This is a genomic window from Peiella sedimenti (assembly GCF_030504955.1).
GTDB classification, from domain to species: Bacteria; Pseudomonadota; Alphaproteobacteria; order Caulobacterales; family Caulobacteraceae; genus Brevundimonas; species Brevundimonas sedimenti.
In genome coordinates, this window is record NZ_JAUKTR010000005.1 from 1 (window position 1) to 17,828 (window position 17,828).

At 70.4% G+C, this 17,828-nt stretch carries 15 protein-coding genes; 7 read left to right on the forward strand and 8 right to left on the reverse strand.

Annotation, left to right across the window (positions count from 1 at the left end; genetic code table 11):
- The first annotated feature begins 225 nt into the window (after positions 1-225).
- Positions 226-2,346 carry a cell cycle histidine kinase CckA gene (cckA, locus tag Q0812_RS11280; protein ID WP_302110441.1) on the forward strand — a complete coding sequence of 707 codons (2,121 nt, stop codon included), beginning with the start codon at positions 226-228 and terminating at the stop codon, positions 2,344-2,346.
- 3 nt (positions 2,347-2,349) lie between these two features.
- On the opposite strand, the gene Q0812_RS11285 is transcribed toward cckA, so the two are convergent.
- Positions 2,350-2,604, reverse strand: a complete 255-nt coding sequence (locus Q0812_RS11285; RefSeq protein WP_302110442.1) for a YdeI/OmpD-associated family protein — start codon at positions 2,602-2,604, stop codon at positions 2,350-2,352.
- Positions 2,601-3,275: a COQ9 family protein gene (locus tag Q0812_RS11290; protein WP_302110443.1), complete on the reverse strand. Its 675-nt coding sequence runs from the start codon at positions 3,273-3,275 to the stop codon at positions 2,601-2,603. Before Q0812_RS11290 ends, Q0812_RS11285 begins: the two co-directional genes overlap by 4 nt.
- A 175-nt stretch (positions 3,276-3,450) precedes the next feature.
- Here Q0812_RS11290 and rpsU point away from each other — a divergent pair, with 175 nt between their 5' ends.
- Positions 3,451-3,690, forward strand: coding sequence for a 30S ribosomal protein S21 (rpsU, locus tag Q0812_RS11295; RefSeq protein ID WP_302110651.1), 240 nt, complete (start codon positions 3,451-3,453; stop codon positions 3,688-3,690).
- Positions 3,691-3,758: 68 nt separating this feature from the next.
- Here rpsU and Q0812_RS11300 read toward each other — a convergent pair whose 3' ends face one another.
- Together Q0812_RS11300 and Q0812_RS11305 are read right to left on the reverse strand one after the other, a co-directional pair.
- On the reverse strand, positions 3,759-5,219 hold the full coding sequence (locus Q0812_RS11300) for an ABC transporter permease (protein WP_302110444.1): 1,461 nt from the start codon (positions 5,217-5,219) through the stop codon (positions 3,759-3,761).
- A complete protein-coding gene (locus Q0812_RS11305; RefSeq protein WP_302110445.1) occupies positions 5,216-6,163 on the reverse strand; it encodes an ABC transporter ATP-binding protein in 948 nt (315 codons plus the stop codon). The genes Q0812_RS11300 and Q0812_RS11305 overlap by 4 nt, the downstream gene beginning before the upstream one ends.
- Before the next feature lie 118 nt (positions 6,164-6,281).
- On the opposite strand from Q0812_RS11305, the gene Q0812_RS11310 reads away from it, so the two are divergent.
- The 5 genes from Q0812_RS11310 to Q0812_RS11330 all read left to right on the forward strand — a co-directional run bounded on the left by Q0812_RS11310 (position 6,282) and on the right by Q0812_RS11330 (position 13,436).
- Positions 6,282-6,710, forward strand: coding sequence for a hypothetical protein (locus Q0812_RS11310; RefSeq protein ID WP_302110446.1), 429 nt, complete (start codon positions 6,282-6,284; stop codon positions 6,708-6,710).
- Positions 6,711-6,790: 80 nt separating this feature from the next.
- Positions 6,791-8,455, forward strand: a complete 1,665-nt coding sequence (locus tag Q0812_RS11315) for a sensor histidine kinase (RefSeq protein ID WP_302110447.1) — start codon at positions 6,791-6,793, stop codon at positions 8,453-8,455.
- A gap of 64 nt (positions 8,456-8,519) precedes the next feature.
- Entirely contained in the window at positions 8,520-9,371 is an 852-nt protein-coding gene (ypfJ, locus tag Q0812_RS11320; RefSeq protein WP_302110448.1) for a KPN_02809 family neutral zinc metallopeptidase, read from the forward strand.
- Positions 9,372-9,431: 60 nt separating this feature from the next.
- Positions 9,432-10,889, forward strand: coding sequence for a serine hydrolase domain-containing protein (locus tag Q0812_RS11325; protein ID WP_302110449.1), 1,458 nt, complete (start codon positions 9,432-9,434; stop codon positions 10,887-10,889).
- 33 nt (positions 10,890-10,922) lie between these two features.
- The gene (locus Q0812_RS11330) at positions 10,923-13,436 is read left to right on the forward strand and encodes a helicase-related protein (RefSeq protein ID WP_302110450.1); all 2,514 of its coding nucleotides are present in this window, start codon (positions 10,923-10,925) and stop codon (positions 13,434-13,436) included.
- Here Q0812_RS11330 and Q0812_RS11335 read toward each other — a convergent pair.
- From Q0812_RS11335 to Q0812_RS11350, 4 genes are all read right to left on the reverse strand, one after another.
- Positions 13,415-14,188: a metallophosphoesterase family protein gene (locus Q0812_RS11335; RefSeq protein ID WP_302110451.1), complete on the reverse strand. Its 774-nt coding sequence runs from the start codon at positions 14,186-14,188 to the stop codon at positions 13,415-13,417. The genes Q0812_RS11330 and Q0812_RS11335 overlap by 22 nt on opposite strands.
- Positions 14,172-14,951 (reverse strand): nucleotidyltransferase family protein, encoded by a 780-nt coding sequence (locus Q0812_RS11340; protein WP_302110452.1) that lies wholly within the window; start codon positions 14,949-14,951, stop codon positions 14,172-14,174. Before Q0812_RS11340 ends, Q0812_RS11335 begins: the two co-directional genes overlap by 17 nt.
- Positions 14,952-15,023: 72 nt before the next feature.
- A complete protein-coding gene (locus Q0812_RS11345; protein WP_302110453.1) occupies positions 15,024-17,093 on the reverse strand; it encodes a TonB-dependent receptor plug domain-containing protein in 2,070 nt (689 codons plus the stop codon).
- Between the two features lie 19 nt (positions 17,094-17,112).
- Positions 17,113-17,769, reverse strand: a complete 657-nt coding sequence (locus Q0812_RS11350) for a glutathione S-transferase family protein (protein WP_302110454.1) — start codon at positions 17,767-17,769, stop codon at positions 17,113-17,115.
- Positions 17,770-17,828 lie beyond the last annotated feature (59 nt).

Consider the following 17,828-nt stretch of genomic DNA (forward strand, 5'->3'; position numbering starts at 1 on the left):
GCGGCGGCCCCAGCCGAACCCGGTACCACCTATAACGAGACCACCGGGCGAAGGCCCGGCGCTCCGCCGCCTCTCCATCCTAACTCCAGGCCCACGGCCGTGGAGCGCTTCTTCATGCCTCGCCACCCGGCGCCCGCCACTCTTCACTAACCCCTCACTCACCCGCCCGTCGTATGATCCCCGGGTGATTCGCTCCGTCAGCGGAGCGCCGCAGGAGCCGCGGCCATGACCGACGCCCAGGCGCACGACGCCCCCCCAGCGGCCGCAAGAGGCTTCCGCTTCGACTTCTGGATGACGGTCGGCACCGCCTTCTTCGTCACCGCCACGGCCTGCTCGGCCTATGCGGCGCTGAGATTCGATCCGGGCAGCGCGCCCGGCCTGGTCCTGCTGGTCGGCATCGCCACCATGGCCCTCCTGGGGGTCTTCGCCCTGGCCCGCCGCGAGCAGGCGCCCAAGGAGCTGGCCAGCCTGGCCGACTGGATCGACGCCCTGATCGAGCCGGCCGCCATAGCCTCGGCGGACGGCCGCATCCTGGCCGCGAACACCGCCTGGGGCGAGATCGGCGGCTCCCCCTGGGCCCTGCCCCGCGGCGCCGACGCCTCGGCGCTCTACGTGGCCTTCGCCGAGGCCCGCAAGGGGCAGGCCGGCCGCGCCCTCGTCGCGCTCGGCCAGGGCAAGGTCGAGCTGATGCTGACCCCCTGCGGCCCCGACCGGTTCCTCGTGCGCCCCGCGCCGGAGGAGGTGCTGGCCCCCGAGGTGAGCGCCGCCCGCCCCGTGGCCGCCGCTCGCGCGCCCGACCCGCGCTCGGCCGCCGCCGCCGCGGGCGCGCCCTTCGGCTCGGCGGTGATCGCCTCGGGCGATCTTTTCGACGCGCCCCTCACCGAGACCAACGCCGCCCTGCCCGTGGTGCTGGGGCCAAAGGCCAGGCCCGGCGCACGCCTGTCCGATCTGATCGAGGCGGCGGGCCTCGACGAGATCCGCCAGCGCGCCGCCCAGGGCGCGGGCGGCCCCTTCGAGCTGCGGACCCTGCAGTCGCCGCCGCGCACGCTTCACCTCTACGTGGCGCCGGAGGGCGAGGGCGCCCGCGTCTGGCTGTTCGACATCTCCGACCAGAAGGCCATGCAGGTCGAGCTGTTCCAGGCCCAGAAGATGCAGGCCATCGGCCAGCTGGCCGGGGGCGTCGCCCACGACTTCAACAACCTGCTCACGGCCATCGTCATGGAGCTGGACCTGCTGCAGCAGCGCCACCCCGTGGGCGATCCCTCCTACGAGGGCCTGAACCAGATCCGCCAGACCTCTCTGCGCGCCGCCGACCTGGTGAAGAAGCTGCTGGCCTTCTCGCGCAAGCAGACCGTCCAGCGCGAGCGGCTGGACCTGGGCGAGCGCATCTCCGAGCTGGAGGTCCTGCTTCGCCGCCTGCTGCGCGAGGACGTCAGTCTGGTCACCGACTACGGCCGCGACCTGCCCGCCGTTCTGGCCGACCGCAGCCAGCTGGAGACGGCGGTGATGAACCTGGCCGTCAACGCCCGCGACGCCATGAAGGACATGCCCGGCGAGCGGCGGCCCACCCTCTTCATCACGACCCAGCGCCTCTCGGCCGATCAGGCCCGGGCCCAGGGCTGGTCCGGCGCGCCCGCCGCCGGCGAGGTGGCGGTGGTCGAGGTGGCCGACAACGGCCCCGGCATTCCGGATCACCTGCTGCAGAAGATCTTCGAGCCCTTCTTCACCACCAAGCCGGTGGGCGAGGGCACCGGCATGGGTCTGGCCACGGTCTACGGCATCGTCGAGCAGGCGGGCGGCCATCTGACGGTGCACAACCGCCCCGAGGGCGGCGCGGCCTTCCGCATCTTCCTGCCCGCCGCCGCGCCCGAGACCGCGGCCGCCCCAGTGGAAGCCAAGCCCCGGACCTCCGCTCCGCGCGACCTGTCGGGCGCCGGGCGCATCCTGTTCGTGGAGGACGAGGCCGCCGTGCGCGGGATCGCCGCCAAGCTGCTGCGCGCCCGCGGCTATGAGGTGATCGAGGCCGCCGACGGCGAGGAGGCCCTCATCCTGGCCGAGGAGAACGCCGGGCGCATCGACATGCTGATTTCAGACGTGATCATGCCCGGCCTCGACGGCCCCAGCCTGCTGCGCAAGGCGCGCCAGTATCTGGGCGATGCGCCGGTGATGTTCATCTCGGGCTATGCCGAGGCCGAGTTCTCGGACCTGCTGGAGGGCGAGGCGAACGTGTCCTTCCTGCCCAAGCCGCTCGACATCAAGACTCTGGCCGAGCGCGTGAAGCGCGAGTTGCACCAGAAGACGGACGAGCCGTCAGACAGCGCCGGGCCCGACCCTTCGGACGCCTAGCTTCTACCGGTGCGGACAGCCCGGCCAGCAGCAGGGGCGGCGCTTGCCGTCGCGCAGGTTCTCGACGCCCCAGGCGATGCGCTTGACCCGCGTTTCCGGCTTCTTCGGGGAGGTGACCCAGCAGATCCACTCGTTGCGGGCCAGCGGCGTGATGTCGTCCCAGGTCGCATGCGCGGCCGGTTCGGCGCGGATGGCGTCGCGCAGGTCCACGGGCAGGTCATGCACCGTGCCGCCCGGCAGGCCGCTTGAGGCGCTCACCCCGCCCGCGCTCCATAGCGCACCCTGGCCAGGGTCTCGGCGGCCTGGCGCAGGGGCGCGCCGAAGTCCTTGCCGGCCTTCCACTTCTCGAAGGCCATGACGTTCTCGATGCGGGCGGCTACGAAGCGTTCGGCCGCTTCGGGGCCGTCGAACCAGCGGATCGTCTGGGCCGGGATCAGGATGCCCGACAGGATGGCGCGCTTGGAATAGTGGTTCTCGTCCGTGGCCCTATCCCCCGCCCAGCGCCAGATCAGGTCGGCGGTCTCCCAGGCCAGCCTGAGGCCCAGAGGGGCGTGCATGGGCAGGGACAGGAAGCCGGCGCAGCGGCGCGTGGCCTCCAGATGCTCGGCCCCCGCCTCCAGCCGGGCCCGCACGCCGGTGGCGATGCGCTCGCGGATCTTGAGGGCGCCGGCGTCGATGGCCTCCAGACGCGCCATCATCCGGGCGTCCAGGCGCCGCGAATACAGGGCCGCCAGATCCCGGGGGCCCGACGGCATGAGCAGGTCGGCGTCCGGGATCGACACCTCGGCCGCCCGGGCCGCCGCGTGAACGGCGCGACGCGTCCAGCCCAGCACGCCGACGCGGCTGAGGGCCTGATCCAGGATCGCCTGCTCGCGGTCGGCGGCCCACTGATCCTGGGGCGGGCGTTGCGCGGATGCGTCAGGGCTCATGCCGAGAAGATACGCCGCCTTTGTGGACCGCGCCACGTCTGGACAGGCGAAGGGCCTTGGTGTATCGCCACGCCCTTCACGCGCGGGAGCCGCTTCCGCGTGGAAAGGATTGCTGTTCGCCCGCTCCTCCGGTGTGCAGGGACGCGCGGCGGGTGGACTTCAAGGAGAGACGACCCTGGTTCAGATTTTCGTTCGCGACAACAACGTCGATCAGGCGCTGAAAGCCCTGAAGAAGAAGATGCAGCGCGAAGGCAGCTTCCGCGAGATGAAGCGCCACGTGCACTACGAAAAGCCGTCGGAAAAGCGCGCCCGCCAGAAGGCCGAGGCCGTGCGCCGCGCCCGCAAGCTGGCCCGCAAGCGCATGCAGCGCGAAGGCCTGCTGCCGGCCGCCAAGCCGAAGACCGCGCGCCGCTAGGCTTCGCCGAACTGCACAAGGATTTGAGGCCGCGCTGGCGATCCAGCGCGGCCTTTTCCTTTGGGCCGCTAGGCCCGGCCCAGCCGCAGCAGAGTCTTCCAGTCAGCCTTGGCCGTGGACAGGGCCCCGGCCCGGAACGCCTTGCCCGCCAGCCAGATCATCAGCACCACCATGGCGACCATGACCGCCAGGGTCCCAACCAACTCGATCAACGGGGGCTGGCTGTTGATCCGCGCCGTCATCAGGAACGGCGTGAAGAAAGGCACCCAGGACAGCGCCTTGACCGCCATCAGGTCCGGGTTCCGGACCGCCATCTGCATGGTGAAGATCGGCACGATCAGGATCATCATGATCGGGCCCACCAGGGACTGGGCGTCCCGCGGCGTTTCGCAGAAGGCGCCGATGGCCGCGAAAATGACCGCGTACATCAGATACCCGCCGATGAAGTAGGCGATCAGCCAGAACACCGCGCCACCCTCGAGCAGACCGCCCAGGGCCGCCTGGAAGCCCTGCGCCACCGACGGCAGCGCCTGGCCCGCGAAGCCCAGACCCGCGGCGGCGAACCCGCCCCACACGACCAGCACGGTAAGCGTGATCGCCGCCACGCCCAGGACCTTGCCGGTCAGCACCTCGGCCGGGCTGGCCGAGGACAGCAAGATCTCCAGAACCCGGTTGGCCTTTTCCTCCATGACGCTGTTCAGCAGGATCGAGGCGCCGGTCACCACCGCCGACCACAGGATCAGGCCCAGCAGGAACCCGACAAGGCCCGGCATGCGGTCGGCCATGGACACCTCGCCGCCGGAGCGGGCGTTGGGCGAGAACATCTGCACCTCGGGGCGTTCGGACTCCAACCTGCGCAGGGTTTCGGGCTGGACGCCGGCCGCGATGAGAGCGTTGGTGCGGCGCTGCTCGCGCAAAGCCTCGCGCACCCGATTCTGGATCGTGCGATCATCGGCCTTGGCCGCCCAGACGCGCGCCTGGGGCTCGGCGGCCTCGCCGGTCAGCAACACGACGCCGTCGAAGCGCGGATTCTCGCCCGAAAGCAGCGGGCGGGCTGCGGCCTCGGCCGCCGCCACGTCCTGCGCCCGCGCCAACTCCGGCGGCGTGCCGCGCACGACGAGCGAGGGCCTGGGCGGTGTGAAGCCCTGAGCGGCGACGGGGGCCGCCCGGGTCAGCTCGGCGCGCCCGGCCTCAAGTCCGTCGCGCTCGGCCACGGCCCGCACCTGATCCGCCGCCTGGAGCCCTGCGGCGCCGCGGGCGGCCCGCGCCAGCGCGTCGATCTCGGCCTGCCGGTCCGCGCGAGCGATCTCCTGCACGATGGCGACGCCAGGCGCCACCAGCCCGTCCTGCGGCGCGGCGGTCAGATCGACGATCACGACCTCGCGGGTGGGCTCGGCCCGCTCCATGAGAACGGGGATGAAGGCGCCCAGCACGCCGAACAACGGCAGGGCCAGCAGCGACAGCCAGAAGCCCACGGTGCGGGCGTAGGCCATATACTCACGCCGTGCGATCAGAAAAGTGCGTCTCATCGGGCGGCCTCCTGGCCGGTTTCTGCCTCAATGCCGGTCAGGCGGATGAAGGCGTCGTGCAGGCTGGCCTCGCGCACGTCGAAGCGGCTGATCTCGAAGCCCCGGCCGAAAGCCGCCTTCAGCACCTCGGCGGTGGCGGCGCCAGGGGCCAGGCTGATGCGGAAGGCGCGAACGCCCGGCTCGGGCTCCGGCGAAGCCTCCACCTCAATGACCCCGGGCAGGGCCGCAAGCGCGGCCGCGTCCAGGGCGGGCCCCTCCATCTCCAGCGTGCGGGGCACGCTCGCGCGCGCCTCGCGCACGGTCCCCTCGAAAGCCTTCTGGCCCTTGGCCAGCAGGACGACGCGGTCACACAAGCGCTCGGCGTGCTGCATGACGTGGGTCGAGAACAGCACCGTGGCGCCGCCCCTGGCCAGATCGCGGATCAGCGCCTCCAGCCCCTGCTGGTTGACGGGGTCGAGGCCCGAAAAGGGCTCGTCCAGGATGACGAACTCGGGTTCATGCACCACCGCGGCGGCCAGCTGGACCTTCTGCGCCATGCCCTTGGACAGGGCCTTGAGCGGCTTGTTGGCGGACTCGGACAGCCCCTGACGCTCCAGCAGTCCCCGGGCGCGCTTGCGACCCTCGGCCATGGACAGGCCCTTCAGCGCGCCGAAATAGGCGATGGCGTCGACGGGCGTCATCTTCTTGTAGAGGCCGCGCTCTTCCGGAAGAAAGCCCAGCCGGTCGCGCACACGTCGGCCGTCCCGCGCGCCCAGGATGCTGATGCGCCCCTCGTCCAGGTTGGTGAGGCCCAGGATCATGCGGATGGTCGAGGTCTTGCCCGCGCCATTGGGACCGAGAAACCCGCAGATTTCCCCCTTCTGAACCTCGAAGCTCAGATCCTTGACCGCCTGGAACGCGCCGTAGCGCTTCCCGACGTGCTCCAGAATGAGGGCCGCCCCCATACGTCTGCTCCTGACTGCTGCGTGCGAATCCTAACCAGACGCAGGCCGCGGCGCCAGCCGTTGACGCGGCCTAATCCAACCTCAATGATCGGTTTGGGGACTGGGGAGGGAAGCATCCATGGGCCGCATGATCGGGGGCGTCCTGGCGGGCGCGGTGACGGCGTTCGTGCTGATCTGGCTGATGCAGCTGGTCAGCCACTACGTGTGGGCGCCGCCCGCCATCGATCCCACGGACCGGGAAGCCATGCGCGAGTTCATCAGCCGCATGCCCCTGTTGGGCAAGCTCAGCATTCCGCTGATCTACGCCCTGGCCACCGCCGTTGGCGGCTATGTGGGCGCGCGGATCGGCTGGGACTGGCGGGTCGGCCTGGGCTCTACGGCGCTGGTGCTGCTGGCGACGATCGCCAACCTGTTCATGCTGCCCCATCCGCTCTGGCTCGCGGTGCTCATGCTGCTGGCCGTGGCGCTGCCGGGATGGGCCGGCGCGCGACTGGGCGCCGGTCTGGCTCTGGATCCGCGCGTTACCGCGGCGCCCAGCGACCTCTAGCGCCCGGCGTCCCCTCGGAGGCTTTAACCAGACTTTCGGAACCTTGTGGTTGAACTCGGGCGAATTGTCTGAGGCCGTTGATGCGCTCAACCACCATGCCGACCTCTGCCGCCGCCCCTCGCCGGCCCGCCTCGGCCGCCGGTTTCACGACCGATCCCCGGATGCTGGCGGCGCCCATGCTGCTGGGCGCGGTAGTGTGCCTGATGGTGATCGCGGCCCTGGCCACCAGCCGCTCCGCCGGCCTGGTGGCGGCCCTGTGGCTGGCCGGCGGCACCGCTGCGGGCGGCTGGATGCTGGCCCCGCGCCGCCCGGCGGCGAACATCTGCTACGGCGCCATGCTGGGCGCCGCCTTCCTGACGGGCAATCTGCTCGCGGGCAACCCGGCGCCGCTGGCCTTCATGTTCACCTGCGCCAACATGCTGGAAGTGACGGCGGCCGTATTCCTTGTGCGGCGGTTCGCCCCGCGCATGAGGGTCCAGACCGTCAAGGGCCTCGGCCGCTTCCTGCTGGCCTCGGCCGTGATCGCCCCCGCCCTCGGCGCCGGCGTGGCGGCCGTAATCCTCAGCAACCTTGGCCGGGGCGAACTCTGGCCCATGTTCCAGACCTGGTGGCTGGGTCATGCGCTGAGTTTCGCCGTGGTGCCGCCCTTCATGATCGCCGGCAGCCGCTATCTGAAGGCGGGGCTGCAGTGGCGGGTGATGGCGCAGCATCTGCTGGCGCTGGGCCTTGTGGGCGCAGTGGCGACCCTTGTGTTCACCAACGAGAAGGCCCCCGGATCCTTCCTGATCCTGCCGTTGATGATCTTGGTGGCGTCCCGCGCCCGCGTCGCCGGCGCCGCCGCCGCGCTGGTTCTGGTTGCGGCCATAAGCATCCTGCTCACGCGAGCGGGACAGGGGCCGCTGCATGTTTACGGCCTCAGCCTGCTCACAACTGTTCAACTGGCGCAGCTTTTCGTCCTGACTGGCTGTCTGCCCGCGCTCTGGGTGGCGGCGTTGCTCGAGGAACGCGACGAACTCGCCCGCCAGGCTCGCGCCGGTCAGCTGCGCGCCGAGCGCGCCAGCGACAGCAAGTCGCGCCTGCTGGCCAATGTGGCCCACGAGATCAAGAGCCCCATCGCCGGCGTCATCGGCATCGGCGAACTGTGGGGCTCGGGCAAGCTCGGCCTCGTCTCGGCCGAGCAGAAGGACATGTCCGAGATGCTCGTGCGCACGGCGAGGCAGATTGAGAACTTCGCCAAGGACCTTCTGGACGTGGCCCATGCCGAGGCGGGCACGGTGCGCGTCAACCTCAAGCCGGTGGACGTGGGCGCCCTGATCGAGGACGTGCGCGGCGCCGTGGCCCTGACGCCCGAGGCGCGCGGCCTTCAATGGATCGTCCCGCCCATGGACGAGGCCGTCACGGTGATGGCCGATTCCGTGCGCCTGCATCAGGTGCTGGCCAATCTGGCCTCCAACGCCGTGAAGTACGGCGCCTCTGGGGGCGAGGTGCGCTTCGCTATCGAGCGCCCGGCGGTGGACGTGGTTCGGATCATCGTCGCAGACAGGGGACCGGGCCTCAGCCCTGAGAAACAGGCCCTGCTCTACGAGCCCTTCAACCGGCTGGGCATGGAGCGGTCCAAGGTGGAAGGACACGGCATCGGCCTGGCCCTGGCGCGCCGCCTGACCGAACTGCAGAACGGCCGCATCGGCGTCGATAGCGCAGAGGGCCAGGGCTGCGCCTTCTGGGTCGAGCTTCCGGCCGCCTAGGCGCAAGGGAGCAAGCGCCGCCGTTCTGCGTTAGGCTTCCTCGGAACATCTCAGGGAGGCCAGGATGCGGTGGCAGGGCGGACGGCGCGGCGGCAACATCGAAGACCGGCGCGGCATGGGCGCGGCCGTGGGCGGCGGCGGCATCGGCCTCGCGATCCTTGGGCTCATCGGCTACGTCTTTTTCGGCATCGACCCGTCGACCACGACCCAGGTCGCCTCCAGCCTCGGCGCGGCGAGCCAGCAGGAGGGCGAGCGCGGCACGCCTTCTGATCAGGCCGCCCAGTTCGTCGACGTCATTGAGACCAACGCCGCCCAGGTCTGGGAACAGCAGTTCGCCCGCAACGGCGGGACCTGGCGTCCGCCGGCCGCCGTCGTGCTCTACACTGGCGGGACCGGCACAGGCTGCGGCTTCGGCCAGGCGGCCATGGGCCCCTTCTACTGTCCGGCGGATCAAAAGGTGTACCTCGACTTGACCTTCTGGGACGTGATGGCGAACCAGTTGGGCGCGCGCGGCGACTTCGCCCAGGCCTATGTCATCGCGCACGAGATCGGCCACCACGTCCAGACCCTGACCGGCGCCAGCGCCCAGATGCAGCGCGCGCAACAGGCTGCCCGCAGCCAGGCCGAGGCGAACCAGTATTCGGTGGCTCTTGAGCTTCAGGCCGACTGCTACGCCGGCGTGTGGGCCGCCAACGCCGCGCGCGTCTCCGGCGGAGAGGTGGCGCTGGAGGCCGGAGATATCGAAGAGGGGATGAACGCCGCCGCCGCCGTGGGCGACGACGCCCTGCAGGGCCGCGGCGGCTCGGTCTCGCCCGAGAGCTTCACCCACGGCTCGTCCGAACAGCGGATGCAGTGGCTGCGCCGCGGCTATCAGTCCGGCGACATGGCGGCCTGCGATACGGGGCTGGGCGGCTGAAGCCTTTTCGCCGGATCGGTCTATCGCCCACGCGGCCGCATGGCGGGTTAGCTGCGCGGCATGAAAGCCGCCCTGATCCTGCTGGCTGCCCTCGCCACGCCCGCCGCCGCCCAGCCCGTCGCTGAGACCAGGTTCGAGGCCGCCGCCGCCCATACGCTTGAGCTGGCCCAGGCCACGCGTCAGGCGCCCGGGGCGCCGCCGGCTCTTGCCGTCGTCATGGTCCGAGAAGGCGCACCGCCGATGGTCTGGGTGGAAGGCGAAGCCCGATCCGGCGTTGCGGCCGATGCGGCGACGCCCTTCCCGGTCGCATCGCTGGCCAAGACCTTCACTGCGGCCCTGTCACGCCGGCCGGCGGTGCAGGCCACCTTCCCCGATGGGTTGGCCTTGGCCGAGGTGTGGCCAGAGGCCGCCGTCGATGGGGTCAATCTGACGGTGGTGACCAACCGCGACCTTCTGGACCACACGGCCCCCCTGGCTTCTGGACCCATGACCCTGCGCGCCTTCTTCGTCAGTCCGCCCGAGCCCGACGCCGCCCTGCGCCTGCTGGACCAGGCGACCGAGGCCCGAGAACCGGGCTTTGGTTACGCCAACCTCGGCTACATCCTTTGGGCGGCCGGACTGGAGCGCCGCACGGGCCACAGCTGGATCGACTGGCTGGAGACGGAGATCATCCAACCGCTTGGCCTTGAGGACTCCGGCGCCTCGCCGACCACAGCCGCCCGCATGGCGTCCGGGCATGTGTGGGACGGCGAGCGCCAGATCGCCTGGCCCTATGATGATCCCCAGCTGATGAACGCCGCAGGAGGCCTGGGCTTGTCAGCGCGCGACGGCGCCAGCTGGATGCTGGCCCACATGGGTGCGGGCTGGGTCGAGGACGGCGCCGTACCTGTCGAGCTGGCCATCGGCGGCTCCCAATGCCACGCCTATCGCCTCGGCTGGTACCTGTGCCGTCGGGGCGAAACGCGGGTGCTGGCCACCGCCGGCGGCTATCCCGGCGTCCGCTCGGCACTGATCGTTGCGCCTGAGACCGGTATAGGCGTTCTGGTCATGGTCAACGGCGAGGCCGGCGCCGGCTGGCTGGCCCAATCCCTGGCCGACGCTTTCATGGATCAGGCGCTGGGAGCCCTCGTTCAGACGCTGGGCCCCGAGGCGTTCCGCAACGAATTCGCCCGCCGCGCCGCCCAGGCGGGCGAAGGTCGGCGCACCCGCCTGCAACAGGGCCTCGAGGATCCCTCGTGGCAAGGCTGGACTTGGAGCCCGGACGCGCAGACCCTAGCTGCGTACGCCGGGGGCTGGTGCAGCCCCTGGTTCGGCGAGATGCGGCTGACGCTGGAAGGCGACGCCCTTCATGGCCGGATGGGCGCATGGCGCGCGGCGCTGCGGCCGGCGGCGCCGGGCCTTTTCGGCGCCGTGGTCAATGAGGCGGAGCCGCCACAGCTGCTGACTATCGATCCCGCCGCAGGCACGCTGGACTGGGCCGGCTTCCCCTTCACCCGCTGTACGAACGGCGGCGCTTGAGGAACCGGCGTCGGCTCGCCATCTTTCCTCATCATGAGCGACCGGCCGAGCGGCCTTGCTCCGCCGCGCGTCGTGGCGGTTCTGGGCCCCACCAATACGGGCAAGACCCACCTGGCCGTCGAGCGCATGGCGGCCCACGCCTCAGGCATGATCGGTCTGCCGCTGCGTCTGCTGGCGCGCGAGGTCTACGAGCGGGTCGTGCGCCTGCGCGGCCGGCGCTCTGTGGCTCTGATCACGGGCGAGGAGAAGATCGTCCCGCCACGCGCCACCCACTTTGTCTGCACGGTCGAGGCCATGCCCCTGTCACAGCGGGTGGAGTTTTTGGCCGTCGACGAGATCCAGCTGGCCCAGGACCCCGAGCGCGGCCACGTCTTCACCCACCGGCTGCTGAACGCGCGCGGCGAGGCCGAGACCATGTTCCTGGGCTCGTCCGCCATGGCGCCCCTGCTGCGCCGCCTGATCCCCGGGGTCGAGATTACCGGGCGCGACCGCCTGTCGGTGCTGACCTATGCCGGTTCCAAGAAGATCACTCGACTGCCCAAGCGCACCGCCGTGGTCGCCTTCTCGGCGGATCAGGTCTACGCCATCGCCGAGCTGCTGAGGCGCCAGAGGGGCGGGGCCGCCGTGGTCATGGGCGCGCTCAGCCCCCGCACGCGCAACGCTCAGGTCGATCTATACCAGTCGGGCGAGGTGGACTTCCTGGTCGCCACCGACGCCATCGGCATGGGCCTGAACATGGACGTGGACCATGTGGCCTTCGCCGCCTTGCGGAAGTTCGACGGGCGCCGCGTGCGCTACCTGACGCCCCAGGAGACGGCCCAGATCGCCGGGCGCGCGGGCCGCTACATGCGCGACGGGACCTTCGGGGTCACCGGCGACGCCGCCGAGCTGGACGAAGACCTGATCGACGCGGTCGAGGCGCACCACTTCCCGCCTGTGGAGCGCGCCGTCTGGCGGAACGCGCGCCTCGACTTGGCCAGTCTGCGCGCGCTGAGGGCCAGCCTGACGGCTGCGCCGCCGCACCCCGCGCTCAGTCTGGCGCCCCTGGCCATGGACGAGGCGGTGCTGAACATCCTGGCCGAAGATCCCGAGGTGGCTGAAGCCGCGCGCGGCCCCGCCCGCGTCGAGCTGCTGTGGGACGCCTGCCGTCTGCCCGACTTCCAGAAGCGCGCCGCCGCCGACCACGCCTCGCTCGTGCGCCAGGTGTTCGAGGCCCGCATCGGCCGCTCCGGCCGCCTGCCGGAGGACTGGATCGCCCGGCGTCACGACGCGCTCGACCGCACCGACGGCGAGATCGACCAGCTGTCCCAGCGCCTCGCGGGCGTGCGCACCCTCAGCTACATCGCCAATCGCTCGCGTTGGGTCGAGCGGCCCGAGCACTGGCGCGAGCGCACCCGGGCGCTCGAGGACCGGCTGTCGGACGCCCTCCACGACAAGCTGACGGCGCGCTTCGTCGATCGCCGCACATCAGTCCTGATGCGCGCTCTCCAGGACGACAGTCTCAACGCCGACGTGTCCGCCGAGGGTCAGGTTACGGTCGAGGGTCACGCGGTCGGCGAGCTGAAAGGGCTCGCCTTCACCTCCGAGCGCGCCGACTCCGCCACCGTGGAGGGGCGCACCCTCCGCGCCGCGGCCCGGCGCGCGGTCGAGCCTGAGGTGGCGCGCCGCCTGGGCGCCCTGGCCGCCGACGAGGACTCCGCCTTCGCCCTCACGCCGGACGCTCAGGTGTTGTGGCGCGGCGCGGCCGTGGCCGTGCTGACCCCCGCGGCCCGCCCCTTCGCGCCGCGCGTGCGCCTGCTGGGCGAGCTTGGTCCGGAGGCCGCGCGCGAGCGCGCCGCCCGCCGCATCGAAGCCTGGCTGGCTGCCGAGGCGGGACGGTGGCTGGCGGTGTTACGCCGGCTGGACGAAGCCCTCACCGACGGACGGCTCAAGGGTCTGGCGCGCGGCGTCGCCTGGCGGGTCAGCGAAGCCTGGGGCCTGCTGCCCCGCGCCGAGGTCGAGGCCGAGATCACGCAACTGTCCAAGGTGGAACGCCGCACCCTGCGCGAGCTGTCCCTGCGCATCGGAGCGCACGCCGTGTGGCTGCCGCCCCTGTCAGCCAAAAAGGCGCGGGCCATGCTCGGCGCCTACGCTTCGGCGCGTCTGCCGGGCTGGCGGCCCCGCCCCGGCCGGCTAGCAGCCCTTCCCGAAGGCGACGCGCCCCAACCCGAGGTGTTGGCCGCGAGCGGCCTGGTCCCCACCGGCCCTTTCGCTGTGCCCGTGCTGCAGTTGGAGCGCTTCGCCGAGGCCCGGCGGGGACTGAAGAGGGGCGAACCTTTTCCGGCCGCCCTATTGGCCGAACTCGGCTGGAGCGAGGAGCAGGCCCGCCAGATCGCTGGGGCCCTGCGCCGCGCGAGACCTGGTGCGAAGCCGAGCGGCAAGCTCGCGACCGTGCGTCCGGATTCCCCTTTCGCCGCCCTCGCCTCGCTCAACCGCCCCGCCAAGGACCCGAGAACCAAACGCCGGCGCAGCGGACGTAGTCGGACTCAGACTTCGAAGACGCGATAGGGCGTCGGCCCCAGTTGCTTGAGCACGGGCAGCGAGACGTTGAAGACCGGCACGCCGCCCTTCGTCTTGCCTTCGGGCGCCCCGCGATGCGCATGGCCGTGCACTACCAGGCTGACGTTTTCGTAGCGGTCGATGACTTCCGCCAGTCGCGATGAGCCCAGGAAGGCATGTATCTCGGGCGGCTCCCCGATCACCGTGTCCACCACCGGGGCGTAATGCAGCACCACCACGCTGCGTTCGGTGCGCAGAGAGCGGATCGAGGTCTCGACGTGGTTGGCGTCCTCCACCGCCTCCTGCACGAAGGCCTTGATTGAGGCCTCTCCGAAAGAGCTGAGCATGTAGCGTCCGAAGCCGCCGATAAAGCCCTTGCCGCCGGCGAAGCCGACGCCCTCGATCTCATAGGCGCGGCCGTCGCCCAGCAGCTTGACGCCCGCCTGGGAGAGGAGCCTTTCAACCTCATCCGGCTGACCGCACTCGTGCTCGTGGTTGCCCAGCACCCCCACCACCGGGATCGAGCAGGCGTGGATGTCCTCAAGCAGGATTTCCACCTCACGGGTCTTGCCGAAGTTGACCAGGTCTCCGCACAGGCACAGCACGTCGGCGGCCTCGTGCGCGCGGGCGAACAGGTCCCGGTGCGGGCCGGTCTGAGTTTCAGTCACGTGTAGGTCGCCCACGGCCGCCACCCTGAGCTTTCGGGCCGGGCCGTGCTCCAAACCCGGCTGTGGCGTCTGGCCTTCAGTCAACGGGGTCATGAGCTTCCTCCAAGCCTTTGCCCACCACGTCGCTGAAGCCGAACTCGGTAATGTCGCAGATGTAGTCCCGCGGGCTGAACAGGCGGCCCCGGCAGACCCTGATCCGCGGCGGCGGCAGGTTCACCTGGGCCTGCAACCGGCCGATCAGCTCGTCCATCAGCCAGTGGGGAATGCGTTCCCGCTCTGTCGGGTAGGCGAAGCGGAAGTTGATCAGGTGCGCCAGCAGCACCTCCCAGTAGAGCTCCATGTGGGCCAGCAGGGCGCGCCAGTCTATGGCGTCGGACTGCTTCAGGATGACGTGGTTCACGTCTGCGCCGTCATAGCGGTAGCGGTCCTGGATGAAGACCTTGGACAGGATCAACGCTGTGGGGGTCGTGACCTCCACCTCCACGCCATAGACCCGGATGCGTTCGCCGCCGAACCAGTCGTCCGACACTGAGATGGTCCCGTTCGACATGGCGAAAATGACGTCGAAGAAGCGCTTCTCGTCCTTCCAGACCTTGGCGATCCAGCGTTCATCCTCGACCTCTACGCGATAGTCGCGCGCCTGGAACCAGGCCAGGATCTTGGGGTAGTCGCCGGGCTTGCAGAAGACGTCCAGGTCCTTGGTCGGCCGCGTGATGCCGGTATAGGCGCTGACCGCATAAGTGCCCGACAACAGGAAGGGTACGCCGCTTTCCTGCAACAGGCGCAGCGAGTCGCCGAAGAACGCCACCGCGTCGGCGGGCGGCTCCAGATGCGGCTCGTGAATGACGTCGGACAAGCGGCTCCCCTTGCTGAAGCGTCGAGGGCAGGGGAACGGCGAGGCGGCGGGGCGGTTCCGGCCTCCGCTGAGTCAGAACCTCTTGCGCAGGCGGATGTAGGCCCAAGGCGGCAGGGCCGCGTCGCGTAGTTCGCGGTAGGCGACGGGACTGATCTCGCGGCGGCCCTGATAGATGGTGCGGTCGCGCACGAAGCTGTCGTCCAGCAGGTTGGCGATATAGGCGTAGAGTACATAGTCTCCGGCGAACCGCTGTTCGTAGGTCAGCCCGACCGAGGCGCCCGTTTCGGTGCGGCGGCGCTCGAACACGCGGTAGGCGGTGGACTCAGAGGCCGCCGTGAGGTCGAGGCCCCAGCGCGCGTTCAAAAAGGCGAGCTCCTGGCTGAAGAACAGCGAGACTTCCCGGGGGATGTCGCCCGAGATCATGCGCTGCTGCCCGGTGATGGGGTCTCGGACGCTCGAATCCCGCCATGTCGCCTCGGCCCGGAACTGCGATCCGGCCAGGCCCAGCCGGTCTAGCGGCAGGGTCAGGTCGATGCGGCCGGTGCTGCGGCTGCCGTCGCCGATATTGCCGACCGCGTCGAAGGCGCCGACGGGCACGCGGTCCAGGACGTCCTCGATGGCCTCATGCCGGGCGGTGAGCACGAGGGCGCCTTGGTCCCAGAAGCGGCGGCGCCAGACCAGTTCGGCTTGCCACCTGCGATCGGGCTGAAGATCAGCGTTGCCCGCGTCCACCGTACCCGTCGTGAAGGAGGCCGAGGCGGCGAAATCGTTGAAGTCCAGCTGCCCGACGCGGCGCTCCAGCGACAGGGTCAGCACGTCCAGCGGCGACGGCCGCCAGGTCAGCACGCCGCGCGGTTTGAGATAGAAGAACGTCTTGGTCAGATCGACATCGCCGTCCTCCTCCAGCCGCGAAGCCTCGGCGTGCAGGGCCGCCTCGACGCCTACGGCCGACCCGGTCCAGCGTAGGCCCGCGAAGACCTCGCCGCGGATTTCCTGGACCACCACATTGGCGTTGGGCACGGTCTGGGCCGCCCCGTTCAGGCTGTAGAGGGTCTGGCTGTCGAGGCGGTTGACGGCCGCCTCCGCGCCATAGTCGAAGCCCCAGGCGGGGCCGCGCTGTTCGATCAGCTTCAGGCGCGCGGCGGTCTCGATATATTCGGAATCCGTGGTGAAATCCGCCTCGCCCGACGCCGTGCGCGAGGTCGAGCGCGTCTCGCCCGCCTCGCGCCGCGCCAGAAGGGTCAGGCTGGCCTCGCGGGGGCCGAAGGCGCGGCTGAAGTCGGCCCCGGCTTCAGTCGTCAGGCGGGGGGCCTCGGTCTCCAGCACATCGGCGGCGCCGGGGCCGTAGGCGATGATCTCGGACGTATTGGGGACGGTGTAGGCGGCCGAGCCGCGCAGGCGCAGGTCGCCGCCCAGCCAGGGCGTTGCGTAGGCCGCGCGCAGATTGGCGTTGTACCGCATGGCCGCGCCCGTCATCTCGGCGTCGTAGGGCGATGAGCCGATGCGGATGCGCCGCCCGTCGGCGTTGCCCTGCGAGGACAGGGTGTTGTTTAGCGCCACCGAGATTTCCAGGGTCTGGTCCCGTTCCCGCCGCGTCACATCGTGGTTGAGGTTCCAGGTGGTGGTGTCCTCGGGAAACAGGACGATGGCGATGCTGCTTTGGCCGTGGACCGAGGCGATGCCGCGCCTGACCACATTGGCGATGACGGCATAGCCCTGCATGTCGACGCCGCCCGCCCCGCCGCGGATCAGTTCGATGCGCTCGACATCGGCGGCGGGGACGCGGCCCAGAACATCGCCCAGGGTTTCGGCCTTGCTGGCCGGGCGGCGCCCGTCGATCAGCACATTGCCCGCCGAACCGCCAAGGCCGCGCACCGCCTCGCCGCCCTGGAAGTCAAAACCGGGCACCCGGTTGACCATGTCCAGCGCGGTGGAGGGATTAAAGGCGGCGAAGGCCTCCGGCGGGAAGACCTCGATGGGGGAGGGCGCCTGCTGGGCGGCGACGGCGGGGGCCACGCCGGCCGCGGCGAGCGCGGCTGCGGCGACGGCGGCTGGACGGATGGGTCTCACGGCGATTTCCCCGCTGGTGTGCGGGGCGATCAGGCGGCGGCGGGCGGCGCGCTGCAAATCAAGGGCCGTCAAGCAAGCCTAAAGATGATCTTCAGCCCTTCCAGCCAGGCGTGAAGGGGAAGCGGCGCGGCCAGAACCCGACCAGCTGAGGCAGGGCGTCGATGCGCTCAACCACGGCGTTCAGTTTGGGGCACGCCTGTTCGAACCAGACGCGGCGCGGCGTCCAGCGGCTGACCACGGCCACATAGATATCCACCAGGCTCATGCGCTCGCCCAGAATCCAGGGCGCGGGTTCGACCTGACTCTCCATGACGGACCAGCAGTCCTTGATGCGCTGGGCCGTGCGGTCCAGCAGGCGGGCCTGCGCCGCCTCGTCCTCGCCAACAAGGCGCGAGGGGACGTCCCTGGCCCAGTACATGGCGTAGATGGCCGCCGGGATGAACACCATCCAGCGCAGGTATTCGGCGCGCTCAGGCGCCTCTGGGCCTGGCGCAAGGCCGGCCTCAGGAAAGCGGTCGCCCAGCCAGATCAGGATGGCGGCGCTCTCGGTCATGACCTGGCCGTCGGGCGTCACCAGCACGGGAACCTGCTTCATCGGGCTGACGGCGGCCAGGCGCGCGCGCTCCTCGTCTGAGCCCTCAGGGTTGGCGTCGATCGAGACGTAAGGGAGGTTCAGAAGCTCCAAGGCCGCCTCGACGATGGTCGAGCCGTAGCCAGGCGAGCCATAGACCTGGAAGGGTGCCGTCATGGCTTAATCCCCAACCCCAACATTTTGTGAACAGCTGCGGCGTATAACCCCACTGGTTG